This is a genomic window from Labedella populi, from assembly GCF_004078655.1.
GTDB classification, from domain to species: Bacteria; Actinomycetota; Actinomycetes; order Actinomycetales; family Microbacteriaceae; genus Labedella; species Labedella populi.
The window spans coordinates 41,085-56,377 of record NZ_RZNC01000003.1 but is presented as its reverse complement, the minus strand read 5'-3'; the positions used below and the strand labels follow the sequence as shown (position 1 = coordinate 56,377).

The 15,293-nt window shown below is 67.9% G+C and carries 15 protein-coding genes, 2 tRNA genes and 1 pseudogene; 5 read left to right on the top strand and 13 right to left on the bottom strand.

Going from position 1 to position 15,293, the window contains the following annotated elements:
- Positions 1 to 17 precede the first annotated feature (17 nt).
- The 9 genes from leuD to ELQ92_RS08730 form a co-directional block, all read right to left on the bottom strand.
- Positions 18 to 620, bottom strand: a complete 603-nt coding sequence (gene leuD / locus ELQ92_RS08770) for a 3-isopropylmalate dehydratase small subunit (RefSeq protein ID WP_128498625.1) — start codon at positions 618 to 620, stop codon at positions 18 to 20.
- Between the two features lie 3 nt (positions 621 to 623).
- Entirely contained in the window at positions 624 to 2,117 is a 1,494-nt protein-coding gene (gene leuC, locus ELQ92_RS08765) for a 3-isopropylmalate dehydratase large subunit (protein WP_166426751.1), read from the bottom strand.
- 132 nt (positions 2,118 to 2,249) lie between these two features.
- A complete protein-coding gene (locus ELQ92_RS08760; RefSeq protein WP_128498624.1) occupies positions 2,250 to 3,344 on the bottom strand; it encodes a TerC family protein in 1,095 nt (364 codons plus the stop codon).
- Positions 3,345 to 3,525: 181 nt separating this feature from the next.
- Positions 3,526 to 4,206 carry a hypothetical protein gene (locus tag ELQ92_RS08755; protein WP_128498623.1) on the bottom strand — a complete coding sequence of 227 codons (681 nt, stop codon included), beginning with the start codon at positions 4,204 to 4,206 and terminating at the stop codon, positions 3,526 to 3,528.
- Positions 4,207 to 4,263: 57 nt separating this feature from the next.
- Positions 4,264 to 5,949, bottom strand: coding sequence for a dipeptide ABC transporter ATP-binding protein (locus ELQ92_RS08750; protein WP_128498622.1), 1,686 nt, complete (start codon positions 5,947 to 5,949; stop codon positions 4,264 to 4,266).
- Complete coding sequence (locus tag ELQ92_RS08745) at positions 5,946 to 6,977, bottom strand: ABC transporter permease (protein ID WP_128498621.1); 1,032 nt, start codon at positions 6,975 to 6,977, stop codon at positions 5,946 to 5,948. The genes ELQ92_RS08750 and ELQ92_RS08745 overlap by 4 nt, the downstream gene beginning before the upstream one ends.
- 1 nt (position 6,978) lies before the next feature.
- On the bottom strand, positions 6,979 to 7,980 hold the full coding sequence (locus ELQ92_RS08740) for an ABC transporter permease (protein ID WP_128499082.1): 1,002 nt from the start codon (positions 7,978 to 7,980) through the stop codon (positions 6,979 to 6,981).
- A gap of 212 nt (positions 7,981 to 8,192) precedes the next feature.
- A complete protein-coding gene (locus ELQ92_RS08735) occupies positions 8,193 to 9,824 on the bottom strand; it encodes an ABC transporter substrate-binding protein (protein ID WP_128498620.1) in 1,632 nt (543 codons plus the stop codon).
- A 370-nt stretch (positions 9,825 to 10,194) separates the two neighbouring features.
- Positions 10,195 to 10,267, bottom strand: a tRNA-Glu gene (locus ELQ92_RS08730).
- Between the two features lie 165 nt (positions 10,268 to 10,432).
- On the opposite strand from ELQ92_RS08730, the gene ELQ92_RS08725 reads away from it, so the two are divergent.
- The gene (locus ELQ92_RS08725) at positions 10,433 to 11,071 is read left to right on the top strand and encodes an MBL fold metallo-hydrolase (protein WP_128498619.1); all 639 of its coding nucleotides are present in this window, start codon (positions 10,433 to 10,435) and stop codon (positions 11,069 to 11,071) included.
- Positions 11,072 to 11,192: 121 nt separating this feature from the next.
- On the top strand, positions 11,193 to 11,378 hold the full coding sequence (locus ELQ92_RS08720; RefSeq protein ID WP_128498618.1) for a hypothetical protein: 186 nt from the start codon (positions 11,193 to 11,195) through the stop codon (positions 11,376 to 11,378).
- Between the two features lie 154 nt (positions 11,379 to 11,532).
- On the opposite strand, the gene ELQ92_RS08715 is transcribed toward ELQ92_RS08720, so the two are convergent.
- On the bottom strand, positions 11,533 to 12,057 hold the full coding sequence (locus tag ELQ92_RS08715) for a DUF6328 family protein (protein WP_128498617.1): 525 nt from the start codon (positions 12,055 to 12,057) through the stop codon (positions 11,533 to 11,535).
- 111 nt (positions 12,058 to 12,168) lie between these two features.
- Here ELQ92_RS08715 and ELQ92_RS16590 point away from each other — a divergent pair, with 111 nt between their 5' ends.
- A complete protein-coding gene (locus ELQ92_RS16590; RefSeq protein WP_128498616.1) occupies positions 12,169 to 12,837 on the top strand; it encodes a sigma-70 family RNA polymerase sigma factor in 669 nt (222 codons plus the stop codon).
- A gap of 10 nt (positions 12,838 to 12,847) precedes the next feature.
- Here the strand turns inward: ELQ92_RS16590 and ELQ92_RS08705 are convergent.
- A pseudogene (locus ELQ92_RS08705) lies at positions 12,848 to 13,486 on the bottom strand (GAF and ANTAR domain-containing protein); the annotation flags it as partial.
- Between the two features lie 5 nt (positions 13,487 to 13,491).
- Positions 13,492 to 13,857: a DUF7882 family protein gene (locus ELQ92_RS08700; protein ID WP_166426749.1), complete on the bottom strand. Its 366-nt coding sequence runs from the start codon at positions 13,855 to 13,857 to the stop codon at positions 13,492 to 13,494.
- A gap of 253 nt (positions 13,858 to 14,110) precedes the next feature.
- Between ELQ92_RS08700 and ELQ92_RS16720 the strand changes: the two genes are divergently transcribed.
- Complete coding sequence (locus ELQ92_RS16720) at positions 14,111 to 14,653, top strand: ATP-binding cassette domain-containing protein (RefSeq protein ID WP_208004336.1); 543 nt, start codon at positions 14,111 to 14,113, stop codon at positions 14,651 to 14,653.
- Positions 14,650 to 14,952, top strand: coding sequence for a response regulator (locus ELQ92_RS16580; RefSeq protein WP_166426748.1), 303 nt, complete (start codon positions 14,650 to 14,652; stop codon positions 14,950 to 14,952). The genes ELQ92_RS16720 and ELQ92_RS16580 overlap by 4 nt, the downstream gene beginning before the upstream one ends.
- 213 nt (positions 14,953 to 15,165) lie before the next feature.
- On the opposite strand, the gene ELQ92_RS08685 is transcribed toward ELQ92_RS16580, so the two are convergent.
- Positions 15,166 to 15,237 (bottom strand) — tRNA-Gln (locus tag ELQ92_RS08685).
- Positions 15,238 to 15,293: the final 56 nt, after the last annotated feature.

Genomic DNA, 15,293 nt, shown 5'->3' with positions numbered 1-15,293 from the left:
GCTCGCGCGGGCCGCTCTCACAGGCTCCGCGCGGGGATCGTCTTCGGCCGCCACCCGGCGCGGGACTGCTCGAACCGCGTGATGTCCGCCTCGTTCCGCAGGGTGAGCCCGATGTCGTCGAGGCCCTCCATGAGGCGCCAACGCGTGTAGTCGTCGACCTGGAAGGAGAAGCTCTCCCCGCCGACGACGATGCTGCGTGCTCCGAGGTCGACCGTCGCGGCGATCCCGGGGTTCGCGTCCATGATCGCCCACATGCGCTCGACCTCGGGCTCCTCGACTTGAGCAGCCAGGAGCCCCTGCTTGCCGCTGTTGCCGCGGAAGATGTCGGCGAAGCGGGCACTCACGACGACGGAGAAGCCGTAGTCGCGCAGCGCCCAGACGGCGTGCTCGCGGCTCGAACCGGTCCCGAAGTCCGGCCCGGCCACGAGGACCTTCGCTCCGGCGTACTGCGGCTGGTTGAGGACGAACTCCGGGTCCTGGCGCCATCCGGCGAAGAGCGCGTCCTCGAAGCCGGTCTTCGTGACCCTCTTGAGGTAGACGGCGGGGATGATCTGGTCGGTGTCGACGTTCGACCGTTTGAGCGGCATCGCGACCCCGGTGACGGTCTCGAACTTCTCCATGGCTCAGTCCTCCAGGTCCGACGGGCTCGACAGGGTGCCGCGCACGGCCGTCGCCGCGGCGACGAGGGGCGACACGAGGTGCGTGCGCCCGCCCTTGCCCTGGCGGCCCTCGAAGTTGCGGTTGCTCGTCGAGGCGCAGCGCTCCCCGGGAGCGAGTTGGTCAGGGTTCATCCCGAGGCACATCGAGCACCCGGCGAATCGCCACTCCGCACCGAAGTCGAGGAAGAGCTTGTCGAGTCCCTCGGCCTCCGCCTCGAGCCGGACACGCGCGGAGCCGGGGACGACCATCACGCGGACGTTCTCCGCCTTCTGTCGACCGCGGATCACGGAAGCGAACGCACGAAGATCCTCGATGCGACTATTGGTGCACGAGCCCATGAAGACCGCGTCGACCGGAATCTCCTTCATGGGTGTCCCCGCCTCGAGGTCCATGTACTCGAGGGCGCGCTCCGCGGCGGCACGCTCATTCGGGTCGGCGATGACCTCGGGGTCCGGCACGCTCTCACTGAGCGAGACGCCCTGCCCCGGATTGGTCCCCCACGTCACGAAGGGCTCGAGATCGTCGGCATCGAGGAAGACCTCGGCGTCGAACACGGCACCATCGTCGGTCGGCAAGGTCCGCCAATAAGCGACGGCCTCGTCCCAGTCGGCGCCCTGCGGTGCGTGCGGCCGACCCTCGAGGTAGGCGAAGGTCGTCTCGTCGGGCGCCACCATGCCGGCGCGGGCACCCGCTTCGATCGACATGTTGCAGATCGTCATGCGGCCCTCCATCGAGAGCTGACGAATCGCCGAGCCGCGGTACTCGAGCACGTAGCCCTGACCACCGCCGGTGCCGATCTTCGCGATGACGGCGAGGATGATGTCCTTCGCGGTCACGCCCGGCTTGAGGGTGCCCTCGACGTTGATGGCCATGGTCTTGAAGGGCTTGAGCGGGAGCGTCTGGGTGGCGAGGACATGCTCGACCTCGCTCGTCCCGATCCCGAAGGCCATCGCCCCGAATGCGCCGTGTGTCGAGGTGTGCGAGTCTCCGCACACGACGGTGATACCGGGCATCGTGAGCCCCAGCTGTGGACCGACGACGTGCACGATCCCCTGCTCGACGTCGCCCAGCGAGTGCAGCCGGACTCCGAATTCCTCGGCGTTTCGACGCAGCGTCTCGATCTGGGTGCGGCTCGTCCGGTCGGCGATCGGCTTGTCGATCGCGAGCGTCGGGGTGTTGTGGTCCTCCGTCGCGATCGTGAGGTCGAGACGACGCACGGGCCGATCGGCGAGGCGCAACCCGTCGAACGCTTGAGGGCTCGTGACCTCGTGGACGAGGTGCAGGTCGATGTAGATGAGGTCGGGGGTGCCGTCCTCGCCCTTCACGACGAGGTGGTCGCGCCAGATCTTCTCCGCGAGGGTGAGCGGTCCCGTCGTCGTCTCGTCGGCGGGTGAACCGCTCTCGGAGCTCTGCGAGACGGTCTCGGCGCGAGCGGTGTCCGTGATGGATGTACTCATGGTTTCGGTCCTTCTTCGATCGGATCCGGCCACAGCAACCTCCGCGACGAGGGAGGCCAGGGGGTCAGGCCTCGTCGCGGCGACGAAGAAGGAGAGACCGATCGAGCAGCATCCCCACAGAATAGCATCGCGTCAGTGGGTGTCGCCCTCGCCGCTGCGCGACCCCGGCGCGGGCGGGGTCTGCTCGGACGCGGACGCGTCGACGGCCGACTCCACTCGTTCCTTTTCGCGGCCATCCGTCGAGACGCCGTTGCGGCGGTCATGCGCCGAGTGGAGGAGACTCGCGACCGTGGCGACGGCCATGGCGACGACGATCACGGCGAGGGACATCCAGGTGCTGATCTCCGGGGCCCACTCGATGTGCTCGCCGTTGTTGATGAACGGCAGCTCGTTCTCGTGCATCGCGTGCAGGAACAGCTTCACGCCGATGAAGGCGAGGATGAACGCGATGCCGTAATGCAGGTAGCGCAGTCTGTCGAGCAGTCCGCCGAGGAGGAAGTAGAGCTGGCGCAGACCCATGAGCGCGAAGACGTTCGCGGTGAACACGATGAAGGGGCTCTGCGTGATGCCGAAGATCGCGGGGATCGAGTCGATCGCGAAGATGAAGTCTGTCGTGCCGATGGCGATGAAGACGATGATCATCGGCGTGAAGAGGCGCTTGCCGTTCACCGTCGTCCGGAGCTTCGATCCGTCGAACTCGTCGTGGACGCCGAGCTTCCGGCGGAGGAAGAGGGTGAACCGCGTCTCTCCGTCGTCGGCGTCCTCGTTGTTCGCGAACGCCTGGCGGTAGGCGGTGAACAGGAGGAAGAGGCCGAAGATGTAGAAGACGAACGAGAAGTTCGCGATGATCTGCGCGCCGAGCAGGATGAAGATGCCGCGCAGCACGAGCGCGATCACGATGCCCACCATGAGCACCTCCTGCTGGTACTTCCGGGGCACCGAGAAGCGCGCCATGATGATCACGAAAACGAAGAGGTTGTCGATCGAGAGGCTGTACTCGGTGAGCCACCCGGCGAGGAACTGCCCTGCGAACTCGCCGTCCGTGAACGCCCACATGAGGCCGGCGAACGCGAGCGCGAGCGTCACGTAGAAGACCACCCAGAGGGTCGACTCCCGGAACGACGGGATGTGCGGGCGCTTGACGACGTAGAGGAGGTCGAACAGGAGGATGACCCCGAGTCCGACATACGAGCCGATCTCGAAGACAAGGGGGAGTTCGGGGTGCACTGCGTGCCTTTCGTGAACGGGGGCTGCCGTGGACACGGCGGAATCACGAAAGTCTCTCCCGCGCTCGGGTCGCGCTGCCACGACCGGGATCTCGACGATGTGACCCGTACTGACGACCGTGGCGATTGAGGGATACTCCCCTTCGGCTGGTCAAGTGTACAGCCGGGGGGCGACCCTCTCGCTACCAGGCGCCGACGTTCTCCGCGGCCGCGCCGAGGATCTCGCGGACCTGAGCCACGTCTCCGGCGTTCCACCGACCGCTCAACCACACGCCGTCGCTCAATTCGTGGACGATGGTCGCGTCGACCGTCTCGCCGAAGTACCCGACGTGTGTGTAGACGGTGCGGCCGTCCTCCTCGGTCTTCTCGTAGTCGCCCTGGTCGAGGAGCGCCGTGAGGGTCGACCGTTCCTCGTCCGACACTGCGGCAGCCGTGTACACCTGCCCCGTGCCGTCGACCCCTCCCCCGTTCTCGGTGAAGTGGTAGCCGCACGCGACCCCGCCGAGTTCGCCGAGGAGCACGATCTCCTCCGAACCATCCCACGTGTCCTCGGTGACCGCCGGCCCGCTCGCGTTGACGACCTCGAGGTCGCTCCCGGCGACCCGCGCCTCGAGGGTGTCGCCGAGCATCTCGTCGCACGTGCCCGGCAGCGCGAACACCGCTGTCGGCGTCGGAGCGCCCGTGGGGGTCGACTCCGCCGGCGCCGGCGCGGGCGTCGGCGCCGACGTCGCTTCGGTGACTGCCGACGTGGGCGTGGGCTCGGCGGCACACGCGGTGAGCGTGCCGACGGCGACGAGGGTGAGGGCGGCGAGGGCGAATCGACGGCGCGGAGTGGCGCTCGCCACACGGGGGGAAGAGATCACGAGTGACAGGATAGGTCGCCACGGGATCGTCGATAATCACGATCCCGTGACGACCGGTCAGGCGCGTTCCGCCGCGACGATCCGCGCGAGCTCCTCGCGGCGCTCACGCTGAGCCACCGGGTCGGGTACGGGCAGCGAGGCGAGCAGACGACGGGTGTAGTCCTCGGTCGGAGCGCCGAGCACCTCCTCGCCCGAGCCCTCCTCCACGAGCCGGCCGCGGTAGAGCACCGCGATCCGGTCGGACAGGATGTCGACGACCGCGAGATCGTGGCTGATGAAGAGAGCAGCGAAGCCGAACTCCGCTTGCAGCTCGGCGAAGAGCTTGAGGACCCGTGCCTGCACGGACACGTCGAGCGCGCTCGTCGGCTCGTCCGCCACGAGGAGTTTCGGCTCGAGCGCGAGCGCCCGAGCGAGGCTCGCACGTTGACGCTGTCCTCCCGACAACTCGTGCGGGAATCGGTCCCCGTACGAGCGTGGCAGCTGCACCGCTTCGAGCAACTCGTCGACCCGGGTCCGGGCTGCGCGCTCGTCGAGGTCTGGGCGATGCACGGCGAGCGGCTCGGAGACCGCCTCCGCGATCGTCAGCAGCGGGTTGAAGCTCGACGCCGGGTCCTGGAAGACGAATCCGATGTCCTTGCGGATCGGCCCGAAGGTCCGTTCTCTGACCCCGCGCATCTCGACGCCGAGTACGGAGAGCGACCCGCCCGTCACGGGGGTGAGCCCGGCGATGGCACGGCCGATGGTGGTCTTGCCCGACCCAGACTCCCCGACGAGCCCCACGACCTCTCCGGCCCCGATCGTGAGGTCGACCCCGTCGACGGCGACGAAGCCGGGTCGGCCGAAGCGACCAGGGTACTGGATGCGCAGGTCACGAGCCGCCACGATCGGAGCGGCGTCCACGGCGACCGGCGCCCGCCGCTCGGCGACCTCGATCTTCTGCCCGATGCGCGGGACGGCGGCGAGCAGCCGCTTCGTGTAGTCGGCCGTCGGCGCAGAGAAGAGCGTCTGGACGTCCGCCTCCTCGACGAGTTCGCCCTGATACATGACGGCCACCCTGTCGGCGAGATCGGCGACGACACCCATGTTGTGGGTGATGAGCACGATCGAGGCGCCGAACTCGTCTCGGCAGCGGCGCAGCAGGTCGAGGATCTCCGCTTGCACGGTCACATCGAGGGCCGTCGTGGGCTCGTCCGCGACGATCAGGCCCGGGTCGAGGACGAGCGCCATCGCGATCACCACCCGCTGCTTCTGACCGCCGGAGAACTGATGCGGGTAGTAGTCGACGCGCGACTCCGGCTCGGGGATGCCGACGCGGCGGAGGATGTCGATGGCCTTCGCTCGTGCGGCCTTCCGGCCGAGCTTCGCGTCGTGGGCTCTGAGCCCCTCGGCGATCTGCCACCCGACGGTGAAGACGGGATTGAGCGCCGTCGACGGTTCCTGGAAGACCATCGACACGTCGGAGCCGCGCAGCCGCCGGAGCGTTGGTCCCGAGACGGAGATGACGTCGTTGTCGCTGGCGCCGTCTTTGCTCCGGAGCACGACGGCTCCCGAGGAGGTCGCCGTGTCGGGGAGGAGCCCGAGGATCGTCTTCGCCGTGACCGTCTTGCCGGAGCCGGACTCGCCGACGATCGCGAGGACTTCGCGTTCGCCCACGCGCAGGGTCACCCCGTCGACCGCCTTCACAGCACCCGCGTCGGTGGAGAAGGAGACGTCGAGGTCGGAGATCGTCAATACGTCGGTCATGCTCTTCCATCCGTTCCGTCGATGGTGCCGGGGTCGATACTGCCGCCCGGGACCACCGAGGTCTCCGCGACGGCACCCGCGTCGGCGGCGACCGCACGGCGACCGCGCAAGCGGGGATCCGAGAGGTCGTTGAGACTTTCTCCCACGAGCGTCACGCCGAGGACCGTGAGTACGATCGCGATACCCGGAGGCACGGCCGTCCACCAGATCCCGCTCGAGACGTCCGCGATCGCCCGGTTGAGGTCGAAGCCCCACTCGGCGGCGGCCGTGGGCTCGATGCCGAAGCCGAGGAATCCGAGGCCGGCCAGCGTGAGGATCGCCTCGGAGGCGTTGAGCGTGAAGATGAGCGGCAGCGTCCGCGTCGCATTGCGCAGCACGTGACGGAACATGATGCGACCGTTGCTCGCGCCGATCACCCGGGCTGACTCGACGAAAGCCTCGGCCTTGATGCGAACGGTCTCGGCGCGGATCACCCGGAAGTACTGCGGGATGAACACGACGGTGATCGAGATCGCCGCCGCGAAGATGCCGCCCCAGAGGCTCGATTGCCCGCCCGAGATCACGATCGACATGACGATCGCGAGCAGCAGGGACGGGAACGCGTAGACGGCGTCGCACACGACGACGAGCACGCGGTCGAGCCAGCCGCCGAAGTATCCCGAGACGAGTCCGAGCAGCACGCCCGCGACGATCGAGAGCGCCACGGCGATCACGACGACGCCGAGTGCGGTCTGAGCACCCCACACGACACGCGAGAAGACGTCGAAACCGCTCACCGTCGTTCCGAGAATGTGTTGCGCGCTCGGCGGTTGCTGCGTCCCGAACGTGCCGCTCTCGTCGCGGATCTGGCTGAAACCGTACGGCGCGATGAGGGGTGCGAGGAACGCTGAGACGATGAAGATGCCCGTCAGCACGAGCCCGGTGACGAGCATGCCGCGCTGGATCCCGACGCTCTGGTGCAGCTGCTTGAGGACGGGGAGCCGGTCGACGAGACGACGGCGAGGTACGGAGCGAGTAGTCGTGGTCATGTCAGTACCTCACCCGGGGGTCGATGAGCGCCGCGACGATGTCGACGATGAAATTGGTGACCGCGACGATCACGGCGAGCAGGACGACGATGCCCTGCACGGCCACGAAGTCACGGGCCTGGAGGTATTCCGAGAGTTGGAAGCCGAGCCCCTTCCACTCGAAGGTCGTCTCGGTGAGCACCGCCCCACCGAGCAGCATCGCCACCTGCAGGCCGATGACGGTGATGATCGGGATGAGCGCCGGCCGGTAGGCGTGCGTCCGGACGAGCCGGAATTCACTCACGCCCCGCGAGCGCGCGGCGTCGACGTAGTCGGTGCCCAGTGTGCCGATCATGTTGGCGCGCACGAGCCGGAGGAACACTCCGGCGGTGAGCAGCCCGAGCGCGAGGCCCGGGAGCACCGCGTGACTCAGCACATCACCGATGACCTCGGCGTCGCCCGACCGGATCGCGTCTACGAGGTAGATCCCGGAACGGCCGTCGAGCAGCGCGAACTGCAGCTCGGTGCTCGTCGAGGCCCGACCGGATACGGGGAGCCACTTGAGGGTCACGGCGAAGACGAGTTTCAGCAGAAGTCCGGCGAAGAAGACGGGCGTCGCATAGAACAGGATCGCGAGGATTCGCAGGACGGCGTCGGGTGCCTTGTCGCGGAAGTACGCCGCGATCATGCCGAGGGGGATGCCGACGATGAACGCGACGATCAGGGCGTAGAAGGCGAGCTCGACGGTAGCGGCGCCGTAGACGACGAGGACCTCGAGGACGGGACGGTTGTCGGAGAGCGTGGTCCCGAAGTTGCCCGTGAAGATCTGACCGAGGTACTCGAGGTACTGCACGAAGAGGGGCCTGTCGTACCCGGCCGCAGCGACGCGCTCCGCGAGCTGGTCGGCCGTGAGGCGGCCGCCGAGCGCCGCCGTGATGGGATCGCCCGTCGTGCGCATGAGGAGGAAGACGAGGGTGACGAGGATGAAGATCGTCGGGAAGATGAGCAGGAATCGCACGAGCATGTAGCGCCAGAGACTGGAGCCGGGCTGTCGGGCCTTCCGCGGGGAAGCCGCCGTCGCCGGCGCTGCGGCCGGGTCGTCGGTGCGGGCAGGGGCGTTCAGGGGGAACCTCCGAGGTGGGAGCGGTGAAATGCCGGGGTGACCACGAACGGTCACCCCGGCACTGTAGTTCACATCAGGCGTCGCGGCGGATGCCGCTCGACCCGAAGCGGGCGTCAGCCCTTGGTGATCGGTGCGAAGCGGAACTTGAAGGACGCGTCGAGCGTGACGCCGCTGATGTCCGATCCGACGACGGCGACCTGGGCACCCTGGAGGTACGGGATTGTGGACAGATCGGCCGCGACCTTCGCCTGGATCTCCTCGAGGGCCGCCGTGCGCTCGGCCGGGTCGACGATCGACGCCTGCTGCAGGATGAGCTCGTTGACCTCGGGGTTGTCGTAGTGGTTCCCGAGGAAGTTCTCCGTGAGGAAGAACGGCGTCAGGTAGTTGTCGGCGTCGGAGTAGTCCGGGAACCAGCCGAGCTGGTAGAGCGGGTACACGTCGGTCGTGCGGTCCTTCGAGTACTGCACCCACTCGGTCGTCTGCAGATTGACGGTGAAGAGACCCGACTCCTCGAGCTGCGACTTGATCGCCGCGTACTCGTCGCCGGACGTGGGGCCGTAGTGGTCGTTCGAGTACTGGAGGCTGAGCTCGACGGGGCCTTCGACGCCGGCGTCGGACAGACGCTTCTCCGCGGCCTCGGTCGAGGGTCCGCCCTCACCGTCGCCGTAGAGTTCCTTGAGGGGCTCTACGGCACCCGTGAGTCCCTCGGGCACGAACGAGTAGAGCGGCGTGTACGTGCCCTTGTAGGTGTCCTCGGACAGCGCGTCGCGGTCGATGAGGTCGGCGACGGCCTGACGGACGGCGAGGGCCTTGGCCTCGTCGGCCTCCGGCGTCTCGGCGCCGAACGGCTGCGTGTCGAAGTTGAAGACGATGTAGCGGATCTCGCCGCCGGGGCCCGTCTCGACGCTCACGTCGTCGTTGCCCTCGAGGTCCGCGATGTCCGTGGCAGAGAGGCTGCGGTGGGCGACATCGATCTCGCCCTCCTGGATCGCGAGCTTGAGGTTCGAGGAGTCGGCGAAGTACTGCAGGACGACCTGCTCGTTCTCCGGAGCACCGAGGACGCCCTGGTAGTCGGGGTTGGCGCGGAAGGAGACGAGGTTATTGAAGTCGTAGCTCTCGATCGTGTACTGACCCGCGAACGCCTCGCCCTCGACGATGTCGTCGTCGCTCGTGAGCTCCGTCGCGGAGAAGACGTCCTCGTCGACGATCGGGCCGGCCGGGCTCGAGAGGATCTGCGGGAAGATCTGGTCGTTCTCGCTCTTGAGGGTGAAGACGGCCGTGAGGTCGTCCGGCGTCTCGACGCTCTCGAGGTTGTAGAGCAGCGAGGACGGGCCGTTGTCGTCGGCGATCGCGAGCTGGCGGTCGAACGTGAACTTCACGTCGGACGAGGTGAGCTCGTTGCCGTTCGCGAAGGTCAGGCCCTCCTTGAGGGTGACCGTGTACTGGGTCGGCGCGGTGAACTCGGCCGACTCGGCGATGTCGGGCTCGACGTCCGGGCTGCCGTAGGGGGTGTTCATGAGGAACGGGAACACCTGGTTCATGATGGCGAACGAGCCGTTGTCGTACGAACCGGCCGGGTCGAGGACCGTGACCTTGTCCGTCGTGCCGACGGTGATGGCGCCCGAGCCGGACCCGTTTCCGTCGTCAGAGCCCCCGCCGGCGCAACCGGCGAGAATGAGGGCTGCGCCGGTCGCGCCGGCCGTGAGGGTGAGGAGGCGCGCTCGACGCCTGGATGCGGATGTCATCGATCCGTCATTCCTTCCTGGTGGGGGATGGCGTGAACGCGCGGCTGAGCCGCGGCGGACGCCGCTGTGATGTTCCAGTCCTAACACACATCGTTCACCCCGGGTTCTCTTTCGAGGCACCCGCCCGCGTGAATTAATCCGATCGCAACGCGCCGACGTCGTGCAGAACCGGGACGTCCGGAATCGGATCCCGGGGGACGCACATCCCGGGACGTGGATGCACACGAGTGTGGACGGCACCCCGACGGAAGAAGCCCCCGATGACGCAGCCCCCGACGAAAGAAGCCCCTCGGACGCAGGCGTCCGAGGGGCTTCTTTCGTGTTGTTCTGCGCTTCTGCGCGGTGAGGAGATGAATCCTTGCCGCACCCGTGACCCCAGCGGGATTTGAACCCGCGCTGCCGCCGTGAGAGGGCGGTGTCCTAGGCCGCTAAACGATGGGGCCGGAAAACAACGAGTTCGAGTATTGCACACGCTGGAGAGTCCGCAAAATCGGCTCGTTCGCGGCGGCACGCGGGGCCGTTCCCGCCGGGAGGGACGCCGTCGAGGGATCCTCACGCTCCCCGCCTACCCCTTGCTCGACGGACTCCGGACGTATTGGCTTGCATCCATGGAACTCACGAAGCTCGAACACGCTGCGCTCATCCTCGAGGAGGGCGGTCGACGCCTCTTCATCGACCCGGGCGCGTTCACCACGGCGATCACCGACGGCGCACGCGCCGACGCAATCGTCATCACCCACGAGCACCCCGACCACTGGACGCGGGAACAACTCGAACGCATCCTCCAGGCGAGCCCGGACGTGCGGATCTTCGGACCGGCCGGGGTCGCAGCCGCCGTCGGCGACGTCGCCGTCACGGTCGTCGACCACGGCGACACGGCCGAGGCCGGGCCGTTCCGCCTCCGATTCTTCGGTCGGAAGCACGCCGTCATCCATGAGTCCATCCCCGTCGTCGACAACGTCGGCGTGCTCGTCAACGAGAGGCTGTACTACGGGGGCGATTCGTTCACTATCCCCGACCATGTGGAGGTCGAGGTACTCGCCGCTCCGGCCGGAGCGCCGTGGCTCAAGATCTCCGAGGCGATCGACTACGTGCTCGCGGTGAAGCCGCGTCACGCGTTCCCAACCCACGAGATGGTCCTCTCACGAGCCGGGAAGGACATGTCGAATCAGCGTCTCGCGTGGGCAACCGAGAAGAGCGGGGGGACCTATCATCCTCTCGAGCCGGGCGACACCCTCTCGATCTGATCGCGGTGCAGTAGACGGCAGCACCACGCTGCGGCTGCCCCACGGTCTCCTGATCGTCAAGGTATGGGCGGCCCTGAGGCGTGCGCCTAACCTGGAGACCTCGATGAGGAGGCCGGCGATCATGAACGACAGTGCAGCCACACGCTGGAGCAACCACGACATCTCCTCCGACGGCCGCGTGGTCGAGGAGTGCATCCGTACGGGTGATCAGGAGCGGCGCGTCACCTGGTACGACCGGCGCGGCGCGGTCATGCGGCAAGAGGGCGCGGACGTCCGCCGCACCGGCCGCTCGTCTCCGCTCGAGTGAGCAGCAGCGGAGCGCGATCGACCCGCTTCGCACCGGTGAGGAACGGAAACCGCCCGACCACCCGACGCACCACGGGCGGTCGGACGGCTCCTGGCGCCAGTGTGCGACGGCCACGCGCGCCGCTGCACAGGATTGACAAAACCTCGACGGGCCCTCAACTCCGCTCCGAGGAGTGCGTACGCCCGCGCACGAGGATCGGGACGACGAGCCACAGGCTGCCGACGACGAGGAGCACGACCGCTCCCGCGACGGTCGCCGCTCGCCGACTGACGACGACGTCGAAGAGGAAGAACACCACTCCGGTCAGGAGGAGGGAGATCATGGCCAGTGTGACCCGCAGCAGGAGATCGCCGAACCCGACGACCTTCTCCTTCATGAGCCGACCGAAGAGGACCCGGTGGGAGCTGACGGGGGCGAGGCCGGACACCGTGGCGAGAGCCGCGAGCGACACGAGTATGAGGTAGACGGTCGTCTGCAGGGTGTCGAGCTCCTGGAAGGTGGGTTGGAAGGCGAGCGCGAGCAGGAATCCCGTGAGGATCTGCGTTCCCGTCTGCGTGACGCGCAACTCCTGCAGAATCTCGCTCCAATGCCGGTCGAGCCGCTCGTTCTCCGACTCGTCCCGGCCATCGGGGCGCGCATCAGTCGCCTCGGCGTCGGAAGCATCTCGCGTAGCCTTCATTTCCCCAACCCTCCACACCGGCCCTCGACATGTCAACCGGTGCTAATCTGATCTCCACACCGATGGTCAAACAGTGCGCCATCGCCTTCTCGATCCACGACGAGGCCATCCGTGTATTCCCCGAACGTCACCGAGGCGCCGCTTCCCTCGTCCGTGACCTCCCGCTCCCCCGACGTCTCCGACGACCTCGTGCACGCTCACTTGGCTCTCGCCGAAGCGCTCGCGGAACGGTGGTCGCGGCGCGCCAACGACCGCCTCGACTTGAGACAGGTCGCCTATGTCGGGCTCGTGCAAGCGGCCCGCCGCTTCGACTGCCGCGCCGGGTCGGCGTTCGCGGCGTTCGCCGCGTCATACATCCGCGGGGAGCTCCTCCACTATCTCCGAGACAGCACGCGAGTCGTGCGCGTCCCCCGCGGCGTCCTGGGTGCCGCGGGGCCGTCGGCCGGCTCCCTCGCCTCGCCCCTGTCCCTGGATGCGCCCGTGGTGGCAGGCGGCGACGTGATGCCGCTGTCGAGCGCCGTCGGAGACTTCGACCGTCGCCTCGACGAGAGCGACTCGCGCATCCCGCTCTTCGCGGCGCTGCGGGTCCTCCCCGTCGACGCGCGCCTCATCGTGTACCTCCGCTACTTCGAGGACCTCACGCAAGCCGAGATCGCTCGTCGGACGGGCTCGACGCAGAAGGCCGTCTCCCGCTCGCTCGATGGCTCGCTCCGAGCTCTTCGACGGGAGCTCGGTCGGCCTCTCCCGCATCAGGCAGCGCCGGGAACAGTCCGCCGGTGACGACCTCCTGAGCCACCGACACGAGCTTCGTGTTGTGGTGCTGCGAGTAGCGCCGGAGGAGCGAGAACGCCCGCCCCTCGTCGATCGAGAAACGCTCCATCAGGATCCCCTGCGCCTGGCCGATCGCCTTGCGCCCATCGAGGGCCTTCTCGAGGTTGTCCTCGGAACGCGCGTTCGCGAGAGCGATCGAGGCGTGCCGCGCGAAGATGCGGGCGACCGCCTCATCCGTGTCGTTGAGGGAGTGCGGCGCGACCGAGAAGAGATTGAGCGACCCGATGACGCTGTCCTTCGTGACGAGAGGGACGCTCACCATCGAGCGGTACCCGAGACGGGCGAGACGCGGCCCGTACGTCGGCCAGCGCGGGTCGTTCGCCGAGTCCGGCACGACGTAGCTCCCGAGCGACTCGATCGAGGAGAGGCAGGGCCCCTCACCGAGCTCGTTCTGCAGTTCATCGGCCTGGCGGACGAGCTCGCCGGTCGCCGCGGCAGTCCGGATCCGCTTGCCCTCGAGCAGGTGGACGCCGGCACCATCGCACCGGACGGCGTCGCGCGCGTACTCGACCACGACGTCGACGGTCGCATCGGTGTCGGGTTCCGCCTGGAGGTCGTAGGCGAGTCTCGCGAAGTACTCCGCGCCGGGTTCACTCATGTCCCTCATGATGCCGCACGACCGGGTCCCGAACCACTTCGACGCGAAGATCGCGGCGCGGCGTCGTCTCCCGGCGGGACCTCGGGCACCTCTTCGAGATTGAGTCCCATGACGGAGTGGCTCGCCGACATCATCCGATCGAGCCACTCGCGGTCGAGATTCGCCTGACGGCTACCGAAGAACGTGAAGGCGAGGAGGACCCCGTCGGTCACCCACAGGGACGTCCGGCCGCCGCCGTTCACGGCGTGATGATCCCACGAGAGCAGGAAGCTCTCACGCCGACGGAGCTTCTGGACGATGACGACGCGCAGATGCGCGAGCACCCGATCGTCGATCTCGTAGTCCGCCGTGCCGTACTTGAGCGTTCCCATCATGATCTCCTGGAGAAGTCGTGACGCGGCCTGACCCGCGTCCTTCCCCATGTACCCCGGCGCCGTACGTTTCAGACCGGTTGCTCGAAGGAATTCTCGACAGGAGCGCACCCCGTCCTTTCGGACGGGTCGGACCGTTCTGAGGGCCGGGGCGCGTTCGCACCCCGGCCACGACGCTGGAGACATGAACACGAACCCCTCCCCCGCCCTCGAGGCGGAACATCTCCGGAAGTCCTTCCGTGGGTGACTCGGGATCGACGACGTCGGTTTCGCGGTGCACCCCGGACGCATCACGGGTCTTCTCGGCCCGAACGGCGCCGGCAAGACCACGACGCTCCGCATGCTCCTCGGCCTCGCAGCACCCGACTCCGGCGACGCCCGCGTCCTCGGGCGTCGTTTCCGTGACCTCGATTCACCCGCGCGCATCGTCGGCGCCGTGCTCGACGCCGGTGGGCTGCACCCCGGACGAACAGGTCGCCAACATCTCCGCATCGCGGCGGCGCGCTCCGGAGACGGCCGGGTACCGGATGGTGCAGGAGTCGCTCGCGAACGCGGCCCGGCATGCTCCCGGCGCTATACGGGAGACGCTCTGACCCTCGCGGTGCGAAATACGCCGGCAACCGGCGGACGCGCGCTCGGACCCGACGCGAGGGCCGGTGGGGAACGGTACGGACTGGCCGACATGGAGGAGCGCGCCGGACTCATCCACGTGACCCTGACGACGGGGCCGACAGCCGACGGGGGCTGGGCCAACACCCTCGTCATCCCCGACGGCGTCGAGGATGCACGGTCGTGATCCGGCTCCTGATCGCCGACGACCAGGCGGTCGTCCGCGCCGGCCTCGGCGTCATCCTCGGGCTCGAGGACGACATCGATGTCGTCGGGGAGGCGGCCGACGGCGTCGAGGCCGTCCAACTCACGCGGGAGCTCCGCCCGGATGCGGTGTGCATGGACATCCGCATGCCGGGGATGGACGGCATCGCGGCCACGAGGGCCATCGCCTTCTGCGCTCAAGGCCTGAGCGGCCGGCTTCCTCCTCAAGGTAGCCGACGAGTCGACGCTCCTCGCGGCCATCCGCTCCGTCGCCGACGGTAGGGGCACGCTCGATCAGCGTCTCACCTGCCGCATTCTCCGCGAGTTCTCCGATCGCCGGCCGTCGGCGCGCCATGCGGCGTCGAGGACCGCTTGCAGGCCGTGCTCTGGGGCATCCGTGAGAGTATCGTCTCGCCCTGATCCCGGTTCCCGGACGGACGCACACTCCCCGACGCAGAAACTCCCCCGATCCCTGGGGATCGGAGGAGCGATGTGCTGGGGTACCTGGACTCGAACCAAGAACAACTGAACCAGAATCAGCCGTGTTGCCAATTACACCATACCCCACCGGTTTCGAGGCGTTGCCCCGACCGACATCCCACCCTAGCTCACCGAGCGAGCAC

Excerpts from the sequence above, each read along its gene's own strand:
- ELQ92_RS08745 (WP_128498621.1), bottom strand. The coding sequence starts at position 6,977 with ATGACCACGACTACTCGCTCCGTACCTCGCCGTCGTCTCGTCGACCGG.
- ELQ92_RS08740 (WP_128499082.1), bottom strand. The coding sequence starts at position 7,980 with ATGCTCGTGCGATTCCTGCTCATCTTCCCGACGATCTTCATCCTCGTC.
- leuC (WP_166426751.1), bottom strand. The coding sequence starts at position 2,117 with ATGAGTACATCCATCACGGACACCGCTCGCGCCGAGACCGTCTCGCAG.
- ELQ92_RS08750 (WP_128498622.1), bottom strand. The coding sequence starts at position 5,949 with ATGACCGACGTATTGACGATCTCCGACCTCGACGTCTCCTTCTCCACC.
- ELQ92_RS08715 (WP_128498617.1), bottom strand. The coding sequence starts at position 12,057 with ATGAAGGCTACGCGAGATGCTTCCGACGCCGAGGCGACTGATGCGCGC.
- ELQ92_RS08720 (WP_128498618.1), top strand. The coding sequence starts at position 11,193 with ATGAACGACAGTGCAGCCACACGCTGGAGCAACCACGACATCTCCTCC.
- leuD (WP_128498625.1), bottom strand. The coding sequence starts at position 620 with ATGGAGAAGTTCGAGACCGTCACCGGGGTCGCGATGCCGCTCAAACGG.
- ELQ92_RS08725 (WP_128498619.1), top strand. The coding sequence starts at position 10,433 with ATGGAACTCACGAAGCTCGAACACGCTGCGCTCATCCTCGAGGAGGGC.
- ELQ92_RS08700 (WP_166426749.1), bottom strand. The coding sequence starts at position 13,857 with ATGGGAACGCTCAAGTACGGCACGGCGGACTACGAGATCGACGATCGG.
- ELQ92_RS08735 (WP_128498620.1), bottom strand. The coding sequence starts at position 9,824 with ATGACATCCGCATCCAGGCGTCGAGCGCGCCTCCTCACCCTCACGGCC.